Origin of the sequence: Symbiopectobacterium purcellii (assembly GCF_019797845.1) — a bacterium.
Taxonomy (GTDB): Bacteria; Pseudomonadota; Gammaproteobacteria; order Enterobacterales; family Enterobacteriaceae; genus Symbiopectobacterium; species Symbiopectobacterium purcellii.
In genome coordinates this window covers 157,898-173,253 of the sequence record NZ_CP081864.1, presented here as the reverse complement: position 1 = coordinate 173,253, position 15,356 = coordinate 157,898, and the positions used below count along the sequence as shown (strand labels likewise).

Genomic DNA, 15,356 nt, shown 5'->3' with positions numbered 1-15,356 from the left:
CTTGTTACATTGCGTGTTTAAACGGCAACCAGCATGCCGCCATCCACAAACAACAAATGTCCGTTAACAAAATCAGAGGCGCGTGAGGAGAGATAAACCGCCGCACCGATCAGCTCTTCCGGGTTACCCCAACGCGCCGCGGGGGTACGTTTACACAGCCATTGGGTAAAGGCTTCATCCTCAACCAGCGCTTTGGTCATGTCGGTTTTAAAATAGCCCGGCGCAATGCCGTTGACCTGAATGTTATAACGCGCAAGCTCAACGCACATACCCCGCGTCAGCATTTTTACCGCCCCTTTTGAGGCAGCATAAGGCGTAATCGTATCTCGCCCAAGCTCACTCTGCATTGAACAGATATTAATAATTTTACCGCGTTGCCGTTTCACCATAAAGCGAGATACCGCCTGAGAAACCAGAAACACGGATTTCTGATTGACGTCGATCACTGCATCCCACTCATTTTCAGGAAACTCAGTGAAAGGGTGACGGCGTTGGATACCCGCGTTATTAATCAGCACGTCGATTGCGCCAATATTTCCCTCAATATCAGCAATGGCGTTATTTACGGCCTGACCGTTGGTCACATCAAAAGCACAGGCATAGGCCACAAATCCGGCATCACGTAATTGGCTGGCAGCATGTTCAGCACGATCGTCGGTAATATCATTGATAATAATATCGGCACCTTGCTCGGCTAACCCTTTGGCCAACAGAAAACCAATACCTTGTGCTGAACCGGTAATAAGGACTTTTTTATTCGTTAACGAAAAAAGATCTTTCATTATGCTTTCCCGATAAATAATAGAACGGCATGTCCTATTGATAGCGATAAGGAACTCAAAACCCACTGAGAAGAGGGCTCAATAAGTGATAATGTGGAGCGCCGCTGTCGTGAAAAATAACAGCGGCACAAATAACATCGCCAATGCCAGACGCCTTATTATCAAACCGGTTTATTGCCAGCAAAACTGTGAGGAAGATCACTCAATATCATGTTACGAAAGGAGGTTACTCTTTACGTGATCCGTTGCGCGTATTTCCACTGGAATATCGGCTACCGTTTGTTTCCCACAGGCTAACACACGAAAAACACTTATTATTTTCGCTCTCATCGCCATGTTACGAGAGGTATTCCAGTAACACGCTTTCCTTTTTCCAGAGCGGCAGTGCATAATCCTCGTTTTGAATCAGGCGACACTCGGGCTTTCCTGCATGAAGAACCAGCGCGTTACGTTACAGGACATCGCACAATTATCAGGCGTCACCAAGATGACCGTCAGTCGTTATCTGCGTACGCCGGATAAAGTCTCGCCTGAAACCGCCCAGCGCATCGCCCAGGTGATGGCAGAAGTGAATTACACCCCCGATGAGCGCAAAGAGGCGACACAAGCGCCTGCCCCGCGCATCGGCATTCTGGTGCCCTCTTTTAATAACCAGATTTTCTCCGATCTGTTGGCCGGGATTGAATCGGTTACCGCGCTGAACGGCTACCAAACGCTGGTGGTCAATTACAACTACGACAAGACACGGGAAGAACAGCAGATCGTTAACCTGCTGTCTTGTAACATCGCCGGCTTGATTCTTACCGACTCCGAGCACACGCTGCGCGCCAACAAATACCTCGATTCCGCCAATATTCCCGTCGCTCAGGTGATGGATCTGGAGCCGCTGCCAGGCCGCATTGTGGTCGGGTTCAACAATACGCAGGCCGCCTATGATATGACGGTGGCAATTCTGGCTAGCGGTAAACGCCACGTGCTCTACTTTGGTTCCATGTCCGATGTGCGCGACCGTAAGCGCTATCAGGGCTATAGCCGCGCCATGCAGGAAGCGGGATTAGAACCGATGCAAATTTCGCCCAACAAGGTCTCATCGGTATCCATTGGCGCTGATATGCTGGCACTGATACGTCAGATGTATCCACAGGTGGATGCCATCTTCTGTACTAACGACGATATCGCCGTTGGGGTGCTACAAGAGTGTCTGCGCCTGTCGCTTAACATACCGGGTCACATCGCGATTTCTGGTTTCCACGGCTTGGATATTGGGCAAGCCACCACACCCGCCATTGCCAGCGTTGTCACGCCCCGTTTTGAAATGGGCAAAGTGGCAACTGAGATATTAATCAAAAAAATCAATAAACTACCAACGATAGAATACGTTGATTTGCATTATCGCCTCTCTCTGGGCGGCACGCTGTAATCGCCCGCCAAATACCTAATCGCCACCAACAGGCGGCGTGATTCGCCGCCAAATGTCAGGCCGATCACGTTGCCGGTAACATCTTTTTTTAACATAATTTACAGTGATGTATGTCACAAAAATAAAAGTGGAAAAAGGTTCTCATATTTACAACGTCAACAATGCCTGATGACAGCGAAGTGCAAAATAAGTATCGGCAACAGTTATATTACCATTGATTAATTAATATTCACTCGGAGCACCTATTTCTAAAATAGATCTCAATGCAAGATGATGTGTATTAATAATACGCATCACGAAAACCCTTTTACATAACATTATGTGCCTTATCATTTGATTTGGCATTCAGGAATGTTTTTCAACATTATCCTGCTGCACGATAAGATGCAGATGATAACAATGCAAAATAAACAGGTAACCATGATGACGACTAAAAAATTAGCTGTTCAGCGTTGGTGGTATTTAATGCCCATCATTTTTATTACCTATAGCCTCGCCTATCTCGATCGCGCCAATTATGGTTTTGCGGCCGCGTCAGGTATCGAGGTGGATTTGGGCATCAGCAAGGGAACGTCTTCACTGATTGGCGCGCTGTTCTTTCTCGGTTATTTCTTCTTTCAGGTACCGGGCTCCATTTACGCGGTTAAGCGCAGCGTGCGCAAACTGATTTTTGTCAGCCTGATCTTGTGGGGGTTGTGTGCCGCCGCCACCGGGTTGGTCAATAATATCCCGATGCTGATGGTGATCCGTTTCATCCTTGGCGTGGTAGAAGCGGCGGTGATGCCCTCCATGCTGATCTACATCAGCACCTGGTTCACCAAAGAGGAACGCTCGCGCGCCAACACCTTCCTGGTACTGGGCAATCCGGTCACCGTGCTGTGGATGTCCATCGTCTCCGGCTACCTGATCAATGCGTTCGGCTGGCGTGAAATGTTCATTATCGAAGGTGCGCCGGCGATTATCTGGGCGTTTATCTGGTGGTTCCTGGTGCGCGATAAACCGTCCGAAGTCACCTGGATGAGTGCACAGGAAAAAGCGGATTTCCAGGCGGTGATGGATGCGGAACAAAAGAACATCAAGCCGGTACGCAACTACGGTGAGGCCTTGCGTTCACGCAACGTGATTATTCTGTGTGCTGTACATGCCTTCTGGAGCATCGGAGTTTACGGCTTTATGATGTGGATGCCGTCGATCCTCAAATCTGCGGCCTCACTGGATATCGTCTCCGTCGGCTGGCTCTCGGCACTGCCTTACTTCGCCGCCATTGTGCTGATGCTGACGGTCTCCTGGCTGTCGGACAAAATGCAAAACCGTAAGCTCTATATCTGGCCTCTGCTGTTGATCGCGTCGTTAGCCTTCTTCACCTCTTACGCCATCGGTGCGCAACATTTCTGGGTGTCTTATGCGCTGTTAGTGGTTGCGGCCGCCTGCATGTATGCTCCCTATGGCCCGTTCTTCGCGCTGATTCCTGAACTGCTGCCTAAAAACGTTTCTGGGGTATCGATTGGTTTGATCAACAGCTTTGGCGCGCTGGGTGCATTCCTCGGCGCCTGGCTGGTTGGTTACCTCAACGGCATTACCGGCAACCCGAGCATGTCCTATAGCTTTATGGCCGTTGCCTTGCTGCTCTCGGTATTGTTAACCATTACGGTTAAAGCACCGGGCAGTGAGAAAAAGGCGCAACTCGCCACTTCACACCGTTAATACGAATGACGCCGCTCTACTGAGCGGCGCAACGTTGTTGGCCCCATAGACCTAAAACAATCATTCCCGCGTAGACGCTGAGGAATCCTCAGAAATTTAGTCCAAGTCTCTTTGTTGTTGCCGTGAATGTTTCGTGCGCGTTAACCCACGCCGTTATTTGCTTCGTACATCGCACGCGCCCGACTCGGGGCGCCTAATCGCCCTCACCCCGATCCCCCTGGCTTTTCGCGCGAAATAACGCTGCTACGCGGTACCTTCGGGGCCCGAACCCACCGACAGGCCGCCAGCGATGACGAAGAGGAGCGCATTCGCAGCTCCCTTGATATCATCCTGCTCCCGCCCGCAGCGAGTGTGTTAAAATCGCGCGCAATTCCCCCTTTTCCTATTACACAACAGACAGGTATCCATGAAACGTGAATTGGCGATTGAGTTTTCCCGCGTGACAGAAGCTGCTGCGCTGGCAGGCTACAAATGGCTTGGCCGTGGCGATAAAAATGCCGCCGATGGCGCGGCGGTGCAGGCCATGCGCATCATGCTCAATCAGGTTGATATCAACGGGCAAATCGTGATCGGTGAAGGTGAGATTGACGAAGCCCCCATGCTTTACATCGGTGAGCAGGTCGGCACCGGCGTGGGCGATGCAGTGGATATCGCGGTCGATCCCATTGAAGGCACACGAATGACGGCAATGGGGCAAGCCAATGCGCTCGCCGTTCTGGCCGTCGGCGAAAAAGATACCTTTCTGCACGCGCCCGACATGTATATGGAAAAGCTGATCGTCGGTCCGCAGGCCAAAGGCGCTATCAACCTGGCGCTGCCATTGGCGGATAACCTGCGCAATATCGCCATCAAAATTGGCAAACCGTTACAGCAGCTTACGGTGATCACTCTGGCAAAACCGCGTCACGATGGCGTGATTGCCGAAATGCAGCAACTGGGCGTGAAAGTGTTTGCTATTCCCGACGGTGATGTCGCCGCCTCAATTCTGACCTGTATGCCTGACAGCGAAGTCGATGTGCTGTATGGCATCGGCGGCGCACCTGAAGGGGTGATTTCCGCTGCGGTGATCCGCGCGCTGGATGGCGATATGCAAGGTCGCCTGCTGGCACGCCATCAGGTTAAAGGGGACAGCGAGGAAAACCGTCGTTTGGGCGAGCGTGAGCTGGAACGCTGTGCAGAAATGGGGATTGAAGCTGGACGCATACTCACGTTGAGCGATATGGCGCGTAATGACAACGTGATCTTCTCGGCTACCGGTATCACCAAAGGCGACCTGTTGGAAGGGATTGCCCGCCGGGGTAACATCGCCACCACCGAAACACTGCTGATTCGCGGCAAATCACGCACTATCCGGCGTATTCGTTCAACACATTATCTCGATCGCAAAGATCCGGCGTTGCATGACTTCCTGCTGTGATCGCATGAAGTCACAAGGGCTATCCCCTAAATAATTCGAGTTGCAGGAAGGCGGCAAGTGAGTGATTCGGGTGAGCGAGAGCAGCCAACACGCCTGCAACTTGAAGTATGACGGGGATATTGCATTGATTGTTTCACTGTTGTTAAAAAATCGCGTATCGTAAAGGCCCTCTCCCCTAGCGCACTGTTTCGTAAGGGGGATGGCCTGAGTGGCCGAAAAACATCAGGAGCAGAGCACTATGGCAGAGTGGGTAACCGGTAACGTTATTCAGGTAACAAATTGGACGGACAGCCTTTTCAGCATTCAGGTTCAGGCGCCAATTGCCGCGTTTACGGCGGGTCAGTACGCCAAGCTGGGGTTGGAAATTGACGGCGAGCGCATTCAGCGCGCCTATTCTTACGTGAATGCCCCCAGTAATCCCACTCTTGAGTTTTATCTGGTCACGGTGCCGGATGGCAAGCTCAGCCCTCATTTGCACGCGCTGCAACCCGGAATGCCACTGGAAATCACCAAAGATGCAGCGGGTTTCTTTGTGCTGGAAGAAGTTCCTGACTGTGACACGCTGTGGATGCTCGCGACCGGCACCGCCATCGGCCCTTATTTGTCGATTTTAGAGGAAGGGAAGGATCTCGAGCGTTTCCAGCACATCGTATTAGTGCACGCAGCGCGCTTTGCCAATGACCTTAGCTACTTACCCAAGATGCAGCAGCTACAGCAGCGTTACGGCGACAAACTGCGGATACAAACGGTCATCAGCCGGGAAACGCAGGTCGGCTCCCTGACGGGGCGTGTTCCGGCGCTTATCAGCAGCGGAGCGTTGGAGAATGCGGTCGGATTGACACTTAATGCGCAAACCAGCCATGTGATGCTGTGTGGTAACCCACAAATGGTACGTGATACCCAGCAATGCCTGAAAGAGCAACGGGAAATGACCAAGCACCTGCGGCGCCGTCCGGGGCATATTACCAGTGAGCATTATTGGTGAGAGGATTCGGTGTGGCTGGCTTACCCCTGTCTGGCCGTTTAGGCCACGCGGTGTTTTTTACGCGCTACTGAAACGTTATTTTTCAGAAAAATAGCTAAGCCAATCATACACATCATCAAACAGCTGATGATGGACAATAATCGTTTTATTTTCACGACATATCAGCCCTTCACGTTGCCACAGTGCCAGTATTCTGGAAATGGTGACGCGAGTCACGTTGATGATTTGACCGTACTCCTCGTGGGTCAACGTCAGCGGCACAGTATACCAGCCTGCTTTAGGCTCAATCCCACCGTCTAATAACATGCTTTTCAGCAGAATTTTAAGACGTTGCGCGGGTTCGCAGCTGGTGTTAGTGATTACCGCCTCCAGGCTGCTCTCCTGCTTGGCCACGACGTGACGGCATATTTTTATCGCCAGTTCAGCATCCTGCCGCATGGCATCCAGTAAAATATCAGGGGGCACCACCAGAATATCTGCATCCCGAATCACGATGGTGGTAACATTAAAATATTGTTTGGTAATACAAGTGATATCCCCCATCGTGCGTTCAGGCAGCACCAGTGAGAATGACATCGGATTATTTTCAACATAGTTGGCATAATACATACAGAGCCCATTAACCAAATAGAATAAGCGCTGCGATTCCCCACGACTCTTGATAATGGTGCCTTTCTTATAATGTTCCTGAGTGCCATACCGTTGATATAATTCGCGGAGCTCAACAATATCTTTCGGGTATATCCAGGGTATTTGATGGAAAATGTGTCTCATTTTTATTTCCCTGTTTGGTGGAATGATATAAGCACATCAAAAGATAATTCATTGTAAAAAAATAAATAATTCAGTGTCGCGTAACGTTATACGCATCAGTTTGCCGCGTCCCGGCTGGAATTACTACCGCGTCAAACCACATTTTGTTAACTTCGTGGCATTCATTTACCCGCGTGTTTTACGCCTGATAACCGCAAGAATAAATGAAGGTAAATAGCGTCGTTGACATGTTGCAGAAAATAACCGATGAGAGAAGAAATCAAATGCGTTTGTTGGAAATAATGTTATGAAATGATTAAGCGTTATTATACCCGTCATGCTTCAAGTTGCAGGTGCATTGGCTGCTCTCGTCCACCCGAATCACTTACCTGAGTAAGCGCATCGGGATTAATGAATCTCATCCCTGAGATTCACCCTGCGGGCCAGCGCAAGCGCTGTTCAAATCTGTTCCAGACAGATTTGTCACTCACTTGCCGCCTTCCCGCAACTCGAATTATTTAGGGTATACAACCAGAGGTTGATTCACCCGGGCTGAATCAACCCGAGTGAATCTGTGAATGCGTTTTAGAAAGCAGACAATTAGCTCTTTTTATCGCTGGCTTTTATGACCAGTGGTTTTTGTGCTCCCAGGTCTTGCGCAATATTCTCCGCCGCAATGCGCGCCGAGTTGATGGCAAAGCCAACGGTACTGCCCGCCATCACCAAATCGTAACTGTCACCGTACATGCCCCCGGCATCGTTGCCGATCACGTACAGACCAGAAACCGGGACGTTTTTATCATCAACCGCCTGCAATTTTTCGTTCACCTTCACGCCGCCCAAGGTGCCGAGTGAGGTCGCTACACTCTTCACCGCATAGAACGGTGCTTTCGCAACGGGGCGCAGATAGCGGGCATCCTTCACGAAATCTTCATCGTGGCGAACGTTGCAAAACTGGTTGTAACGCTCAATGTTGTCTTTCAGCGTTTGGTAATCCATGCCGGTTTTTTGCGCCAGCTCTTTGATGGAATTTGCACGGAACGCTTTTCCTGCGGCCTCGCCTTTGGCGAAGTGCTCTTCCAGTTTGGTGAGTTTGGTGGCAACGGGAACCATCACGCCAACGCCGACATCAATGCCGTGATCGATCATGTAGTTTTTTGTGTCTTCGTCATACAACACAAACATGGTTCCACCCTGGTTTTCCAAGGCATTACCCGCAAAGGGGCCACTGTTCGATATTGGCTTCGTTGGTGAATCGTTCGCCCTTGGTGTTCAGCCACAAATGGGGCTGTTTGGCAGAAGCCGCGTAATGGTTGGTGGTGGACTCCTTTGATGGCCCCGGACGATAGGACATATTGATAAATTCACGGCCGTCTTTTGCCGCGCCGGCTGCCCAGGCCATTTTAATACCGTCACCCACTTTCCCTGGAATACCGACCACTTCCACATCAGGAAAGCGCGTATACTCCGTCAGCATCTCTTTATTGCTGCCGAAACCACCGGTGGCAATAACCACGGTTTTGGCATTGATACGAATGGCTTCACCGGCAGCGCTTTCGGCCATCAGTCCTACCACTTTTCCTTTTTCATCGGTGATGAGCTGTTTGCCTGCTGTTTTCACCAGCAGTTTCCCACCCTTGTCGGCAAAATGCTGTTGCAGAACATCAATCACTGCGCGCCCACGGCCCTGATAAATATGCCAGGTATAATAGCCGCCGGGATAATTCGAGGTCAGTTTCTCAAAATGGACGCCGAGCGCTTGTAGCCAATCGATGGTATCCGCTGATTTATTAATATAATTGCGTACCAGCTTGGCATTAGGTCGCCAGTGGCTGTAATCCATCACTAACTTAAAGGCCTGATCGCGAGTAAATACATGATTATTTTCCCGCTGTATTTTACTTTCTACCGCAAATATCCCTTCCGAAAATTGTCCGGTTCCCCCGGTCTGCGGAAGTTTCTCCAGATTAATGACCTTCAGCCCCTGTTCGGTTAATGCATAGGCTGCCGCAGACCCTGATGCCCCGGCACCCACCACCACCACATCCGTATCCATGACTTGTTCCGCATGGGCGGCCATGCCAAAACACGAAAGAATAGCGGCAGTTAAAATTGATTTTACGCTCATTTCGCTCCCCTCAATACTCTGTATTATTATGTTGAAACCGATGTAATTTACACACTGGTTAACGGGTTATATATCAAGAGAAATCGTCACTTACGTATACCGTGATACATTATTGCGAATATTTTAAATACTGTTAATAACCTCTCATTCTGGTCGATAATATTTATTCACTCTACAACCACAAATAAACAACAATGCGTAATATAACGCTAACAAAGAAAAGATATTGTATCTTCTCTCATCAACACATTTATTCTCAAGGTGAATACCACTTACTGACAGAAGGGGTCAACAAGGGTGTGCCAGCACGAGCCTTTTGACAATCACGCCCAAATCCCGCTTTAATCAGACAAGCGCCCGTTGTCAGAGCCTCCCTTCTTGCTCTGACAACGCTCTCTTTTGAAAACGGAACACTTCAATAGCGGAACTATGACTATACGACTCGTTGCCCCAGCGTTACTCCTGCTCTTACTGACGTCTGGACCGGAGGTTCACGCGCAACCCCTTGTGCCGTCAAAAGACGCCACGGTGGCACCGTACCTGCTGCCCGACGCGCCCACGTTCGACCAGACTATCCCACAATTTCGCACGCGCTATAACCTCAGCAACCCCTCATTACCGATAGGGGAATTCCGCGCGGTGGATACCGGTGAGCCCGCCGGACCGCTGACGCGGGCTGCGAGCAGAATCAATGCCCAACTCTACGCGTCAACTGCCCTGGAGCGAGGCACTGGCAAAATAAAAACCATGCAACTGACCTACCAGCCTCAGGTGGGCGATCCTGAAACCGGTGCTCGCCGCGCCCAAGCTATCCAGTATATGGCCGCGCTGCTGCGCCACTTTATTCCCTCGCTCTCCGAAGAACAAAGCAGCAAGAAGATCACGGAATTGCTGGATATCGGCAAACGTCAGGGCTTTTACCAACAAACGGAAGGCGCATTGCGATATGTAGTGGCAGATAATGGGGAAAAAGGGATAACATTCGCTGTTGAACCGATTAAGCTAACGCTATCTGAACCGTGATCGCGCTGGCATTGAGTGATGAAAATCCGAGCTTCTCGCGGCTTTGGTCTCTATACTGTCTGAAAAATAAAATTACTTGCTATCCCTATCCGGAGGAAAAAAGATGCGTCATCCATTAGTCATGGGTAACTGGAAGCTGAACGGCAGCACGCACATGGTTATCGAGCTGATCGCCGGTTTGCGTAAAGAACTCAGCACAGTGACTGGCTGCAACGTCGCCATCGCGCCGCCCGAGCTGTATCTGGATCAGGCAAATCATCAATTGGCCGGTGGTCGCATTGCCCTCGGCGCACAGAACGTCGATGTTAACCTGTCCGGCGCCTTCACAGGCGAAACCTCTGCCACCATGTTGAAAGATATCGGTGCAAAATACATCATCATCGGCCACTCCGAACGCCGTACCTACCACAAAGAAAGCGATGCATTCATTGCGAAAAAATTTGGCGTGTTGAAAGAAGCCGGACTGATCCCCGTGCTGTGCATCGGTGAAACCGAAGCCGAGAACGAAGCCGGTGAAACCGAAGCGGTTGTCGCCCGTCAGTTGGATGCGGTATTGAGCACATTGGGTGCGACCGCTTTTAACGGTGCGGTTATCGCCTACGAACCCGTATGGGCGATTGGCACCGGCAAATCAGCAACACCTGCTCAGGCACAAGCGGTGCATAAGTTTATCCGTGACCATATCGCCAAGCAGGACAAAGCGGTCGCCGATCAGGTCATCATTCAGTACGGTGGCTCGGTCAACGCGGCCAACGCGGCTGAACTCTTTACGCAGCCGGACATCGACGGCGCACTGGTAGGTGGCGCGTCGCTGAAAGCCGATGCTTTTGCCGTGATCGTAAAAGCCGCCGCAGAAGCCAAGCGCGCGTAATACGGTAATACTGCAACAGCGTGTCTGTTTTACAGATGCGCTGTTTTACCCTCTCGTTTCCGCCCCTCGCTGTACTCCTTTTCTGAAACTCTTATGCCGCCTAACCCCAGGCACTTAATCCTTCGCAGTGAATTTTTCACGTTACTAAATTAAAAATTGTATTTCTGAAAAACAAAATCCCCATTTACGGGATTAAATATTTTAAATGTCTGAATATTTATTATTTTCTATAAAACCCGCCTTTTACCTTAAAACGTATACGTCTCAAATCACACCCTAATCATCATGCCACGCTGTACTACGCTCTATGAAGGGAGAAAGCGCCTCAATGATGCCATCCCTATCAAATTGATAAGTAAGGAAAATGGCGGTCTATTACGGAGATATCACCATGCCCTTTGACGAATCCAGCAATACTTTCAGCCCCTATGTTTCAACCGGACATCTGCCGGACCAGGACACCGTGACACGATTGATACAAGAAGCCCACCAGCGTTTCGGGCAAAACCACGAGGGCTTTGTATCTAAGGTTTATCCTGCACTTGAACGCGTTCCCCCCGCGCTTTATGGCATTTGTATGGTCGGCGCCAACGGTGCGGTACACACCGCAGGTGATGTGGATTATGAGTTCACCATCATGAGTGTATCGAAACCCTTTGTCTTCGCGTTGGTGTGTCAGGCACTGGGTGCCCGCGTCGCACGCGAAAAGCTGGGCGTAAACAGTACCGGTATGCCGTTCAACTCAGTCACAGCGGTTGAGTTCACCGCAGACGCTCGCACCAATCCGATGGTGAATCCGGGGGCAATCGCCACCACCAGCCTGATCCCCGGCAGCACCAGCGACGAGAAATGGAATTTTATTTACAGCGGATTATGCGGTTTCGCGGGCAGAGAACTCACCCTTAACGAGGAAGTGTATCAATCCGCCTGTGAGACCAATTTCCGCAATCGCGGTATCGCCAATTTGCTTTACAGCTACGGACGGCTCGGCTGCGATCCGGCCATTGCCGTTGATTTATATACCCGCCAATGCTCACTGAACATCAGCGCTCGCGATCTGGCGGTGATGGGAGCAACGCTGGCCGATGGTGGCGTCAACCCCATCACCCGCGATCGCGTGGTCAACAATGACGTGTGCCATTACGCCCTCGCCGTAATGGTTACCGCCGGACTGTATGAGACATCCGGCGACTGGCTCTACGACATCGGCCTGCCCGGCAAGAGTGGTATTGGCGGCGGCATCGTCACTGTCTCGCCCGGTAAGGGCGGTTTAGGCACCTTTGCGCCCTTGCTGGACGGCGCAGGCAACAGTGTCAAAGGCCAGTTGGCCGCACGCTTTCTTTCCCGCAGCCTGGGTATGGATATGTTCGTCTCCGAACCTTACACCGAACAAGGCTAATCATCGTTACCACGCCAACGACGTAAAAATTCACAAAATGACAAGGATAATAAGGGGATAACCATTATGGTGAATCAATCAACACCGCACACAGTGACAGATGAGAAGGCGTCATGGGCACCGATGATCGCCATCGCCCTCGCCCAGATCCTGATGTCATTCAACGTCGCCTCGCTTCCCGTCGCGCTGGGCGGTATGGTGAACAGTTTCAATGTGCCGCCCACCACCATTGCGACGGGTATCGTCGTCTATTCACTGTCCGTCGCCGGTTTCGTGATGTTGGGTGCAAAACTCAACCAGCGATTTGGCCCACTGATCATCTTCCGCTCTACCGTGCTGCTGTTCGGTGTTGCTCAGGTGATGATGACCTTCAGCCCTAACGCCACCATCATGATCAGCGCACAAGCGCTCAGCGGCCTCACTGCGGCAGCGTTGGTGCCCTCGCTGGTGGCGTTGATTGCGGAGAATTATCGCGGTGCACAACAAGCCACCGCGCTCGGCACACTGGGTTCGGCCCGCGCCGGTGCTGGTGTGGCCGCATTTTTGATTGGAGGGGTACTGGGTACCTATATCGGCTGGCGTCCGGCGTTCGGTCTGCTGATCGTCTTGTCCGCCGTCATTTTCTTTCTCAGCTTCCGCATGAAAGCGGATAAGGGCCGACCGGAAGTCAGCATCGATATTGTCGGTGTGGTACTGGCGGCAAGCGCCATCATTCTGATGTCGTTCGGCTTCAACAACCTTAACCGTTGGGGTATGGGTCTGGTACGTGACGCGGCGCCTTTCGATCTGCTGGGCTTATCTCCGGCGCCCTTTATGATCGCGCTGGGTATCGTGCTCGGTCAGCTCTTTGTGGTCTGGACGCGACGCATAAAAGAGAAAGGCAAAACCCCGTTACTGGCGCTGGAAGTGATCACCTCCCCCACAGAGCGGGCCGCCGTGGTCGCCATGTTTGCGGTGGTGGCGCTGGAAGCAATGTTGAACTTTTCCGTGCCGCTCTACATTCAGATTGTGCAGGGCAGCACACCGCTGGCAACCGCCATCGCCATGATGCCGTTCAACCTGTCCGTATTCTTCTCCGCAACGCTTATCGTGCGTTTTTACCACAAGCTAACGCCGCAAAAGATTGGCCGCTATGGCTTTATCCTCTGCACCCTTTCGTTGCTGTGGCTCGCTTTTGTCGTGCGCAACAACTGGAGCGAGTTCGCGGTACTGTTTGGACTGGTGGCGTTCGGTATTGGTCAGGGCTCGCTGGTCACCCTGCTGTTTAACGTGCTGGTGAGTGCTTCTCCGAAAGAGTTGGCGGGCGATGTTGGCTCACTGCGCGGCACCACCAACAATCTGGCGAATGCGATTGGTACCGCCGTGGCCGGTGAGCTGTTGATCGGTCTGCTCAGTTCCAGCGTGATGCGCAACATTGTGCAAACCCCGGTGCTAACCCCAGAAATTCAGGCACAGGTGAATCTGGATAATATTAACTTTATCAGCAATGACCGTCTGCTCACCGTGCTGTCGCAAACCACGGCAACACCGGAGCAAGTGGCGGAAGCGGTGCGCGTTAACGAGGAATCGCGCCTGAAAGCGCTGAAGTTTGGTCTGCTGATCATGGCCTTCCTGTCCATGATGGCAATCATCCCGGCAGGCCGGCTGCCCGGCTATCTGCCCGGTGAACTGCCTGCGGATAATCTGGATAAAGAACCGACTAAATAGGTCACTGTCAGATAACAAAAAGGCTCCGGTTGTTACCGGAGCCTTTTTGATGATAGAAAAACCGGCTTAACGCACTGAAGGGATCTGCTGAGTAATGCAGTGAATGTTGCCACCACCCAACAGAATTTCACGCGCGGGCACGCCCACAATGGCGTAATCCGGAAACATCTGTTGCAGCAGGTCACGCGCCGTATCATCGGTACGCGCATCCAACAACGGGAAGATGATTTGCTGATTGCTGATCAGAAAATTCACGTAAGACCCCGCCAGACGCGAGCCGGCTAAACGTTCAATTGCATCACCCGATGCGACACCCGCCGCTTCCTCTTCCGTCGCATAGAGCGGACCCGGCGCAGGCAGCTTCCAGATCTTCAGCGCACGCCCTTGCGCATCCCGAGCTTGGGATAAGACCTGATACGCTGCGACAGAGCGCGCATACTGTGGATCATTTTCGTCATCCGTCCAGTGCAACGCCACTTCACCGGGGCGCACAAAGCAGCACATGTTATCGATATGGCCGTCGGTTTCGTCGTTATACACCCCATCTTCCAACCAGATAATGGTGGAAATATTGAGGTAGTCACGCATCAACTGCTCAATCTCAGCCTTGCTCAGATGAGGGTTGCGATTCGGGTTCAACAAGCATTCTGCCGTGGTCAGCAGCGTGCCTTCTCCATCAACGTGAATAGAGCCGCCTTCCAGAATCAACGGAGCCGCATAGCGTGCGTCGCCGTGGTGCGCCAGCACCTGCTGTGCGACCTGTTCATCCTGTCGCCAGTCGTCGTACAACCCGCCCAACTCACCGCCCCAGGCGTTAAACTGCCAGTCGATACCCCGGCGCTCACCGTTACCGTTTAGCACCACCGTCGGTCCGGTATCACGCATCCAGGCGTCATCGCTTTCCAGCGCAATCAGCGTCACCGTTGCAGGCATCAGGCTACGTGCCTGCGCCATTTGCTGCGCTGGCACCCCCATAATCACCGGCGTCTTCTGACCAATCGCCTGTGCTACAGCAGCGAACGTCTGCTGTGCAGGCAAGGCGTTGTTGCGCCAATTATCCAGCCGATAGGGCCAGATCATCCACACCGCATCATGAGGTGCCCATTCGGCAGGCATAAAAAAGCCATCCTGGCGCGGCGTAGAAGTGAGAGTCGAAGGTGACATCGA

General features: G+C 51.9%; 13 protein-coding genes. 8 read left to right on the top strand and 5 right to left on the bottom strand.

Features of this window, described 5'->3' with window-relative positions:
• Positions 1 to 17: 17 nt before the first annotated feature.
• The gene (idnO, locus tag K6K13_RS00770) at positions 18 to 782 is read right to left on the bottom strand and encodes a gluconate 5-dehydrogenase (RefSeq protein WP_222159133.1); all 765 of its coding nucleotides are present in this window, start codon (positions 780 to 782) and stop codon (positions 18 to 20) included.
• A gap of 430 nt (positions 783 to 1,212) precedes the next feature.
• Between idnO and K6K13_RS00765 the strand changes: the two genes are divergently transcribed.
• From K6K13_RS00765 to fpr, 4 genes are all read left to right on the top strand, one after another.
• Complete coding sequence (locus K6K13_RS00765; RefSeq protein ID WP_222159132.1) at positions 1,213 to 2,202, top strand: substrate-binding domain-containing protein; 990 nt, start codon at positions 1,213 to 1,215, stop codon at positions 2,200 to 2,202.
• Positions 2,203 to 2,622: 420 nt separating this feature from the next.
• Positions 2,623 to 3,906 (top strand): MFS transporter, encoded by a 1,284-nt coding sequence (locus tag K6K13_RS00760; RefSeq protein WP_222159131.1) that lies wholly within the window; start codon positions 2,623 to 2,625, stop codon positions 3,904 to 3,906.
• Positions 3,907 to 4,312: 406 nt separating this feature from the next.
• Positions 4,313 to 5,323 (top strand): class II fructose-bisphosphatase, encoded by a 1,011-nt coding sequence (gene glpX / locus K6K13_RS00755; RefSeq protein ID WP_222159130.1) that lies wholly within the window; start codon positions 4,313 to 4,315, stop codon positions 5,321 to 5,323.
• A gap of 238 nt (positions 5,324 to 5,561) precedes the next feature.
• Positions 5,562 to 6,308 carry a ferredoxin--NADP(+) reductase gene (gene fpr, locus K6K13_RS00750; protein ID WP_222160918.1) on the top strand — a complete coding sequence of 249 codons (747 nt, stop codon included), beginning with the start codon at positions 5,562 to 5,564 and terminating at the stop codon, positions 6,306 to 6,308.
• Between the two features lie 75 nt (positions 6,309 to 6,383).
• Here fpr and K6K13_RS00745 read toward each other — a convergent pair whose 3' ends face one another.
• From K6K13_RS00745 to K6K13_RS00735, 3 genes are all read right to left on the bottom strand, one after another.
• A complete protein-coding gene (locus tag K6K13_RS00745) occupies positions 6,384 to 7,082 on the bottom strand; it encodes a Crp/Fnr family transcriptional regulator (protein WP_350338145.1) in 699 nt (232 codons plus the stop codon).
• 579 nt (positions 7,083 to 7,661) lie between these two features.
• A complete protein-coding gene (locus tag K6K13_RS00740; RefSeq protein WP_222159128.1) occupies positions 7,662 to 8,246 on the bottom strand; it encodes an FAD-binding protein in 585 nt (194 codons plus the stop codon).
• Between the two features lie 25 nt (positions 8,247 to 8,271).
• Positions 8,272 to 9,189 (bottom strand): FAD-dependent oxidoreductase, encoded by a 918-nt coding sequence (locus K6K13_RS00735; RefSeq protein WP_222159127.1) that lies wholly within the window; start codon positions 9,187 to 9,189, stop codon positions 8,272 to 8,274.
• 429 nt (positions 9,190 to 9,618) lie between these two features.
• Between K6K13_RS00735 and K6K13_RS00730 the strand changes: the two genes are divergently transcribed.
• From K6K13_RS00730 to K6K13_RS00715, 4 genes are all read left to right on the top strand, one after another.
• The gene (locus K6K13_RS00730) at positions 9,619 to 10,212 is read left to right on the top strand and encodes a DUF1454 family protein (RefSeq protein WP_222159126.1); all 594 of its coding nucleotides are present in this window, start codon (positions 9,619 to 9,621) and stop codon (positions 10,210 to 10,212) included.
• Positions 10,213 to 10,315: 103 nt separating this feature from the next.
• Entirely contained in the window at positions 10,316 to 11,083 is a 768-nt protein-coding gene (gene tpiA, locus K6K13_RS00725) for a triose-phosphate isomerase (protein WP_222159125.1), read from the top strand.
• Positions 11,084 to 11,474: 391 nt separating this feature from the next.
• Positions 11,475 to 12,482 (top strand): glutaminase A, encoded by a 1,008-nt coding sequence (gene glsA, locus K6K13_RS00720; RefSeq protein ID WP_222160917.1) that lies wholly within the window; start codon positions 11,475 to 11,477, stop codon positions 12,480 to 12,482.
• Positions 12,483 to 12,548: 66 nt separating this feature from the next.
• Positions 12,549 to 14,189, top strand: coding sequence for an MFS transporter (locus K6K13_RS00715; protein WP_222159124.1), 1,641 nt, complete (start codon positions 12,549 to 12,551; stop codon positions 14,187 to 14,189).
• A 66-nt stretch (positions 14,190 to 14,255) separates the two neighbouring features.
• Here K6K13_RS00715 and aguA read toward each other — a convergent pair whose 3' ends face one another.
• Positions 14,256 to 15,353 carry an agmatine deiminase gene (gene aguA, locus K6K13_RS00710; RefSeq protein WP_222159123.1) on the bottom strand — a complete coding sequence of 366 codons (1,098 nt, stop codon included), beginning with the start codon at positions 15,351 to 15,353 and terminating at the stop codon, positions 14,256 to 14,258.
• Between the last annotated feature and the right edge of the window lie 3 nt (positions 15,354 to 15,356).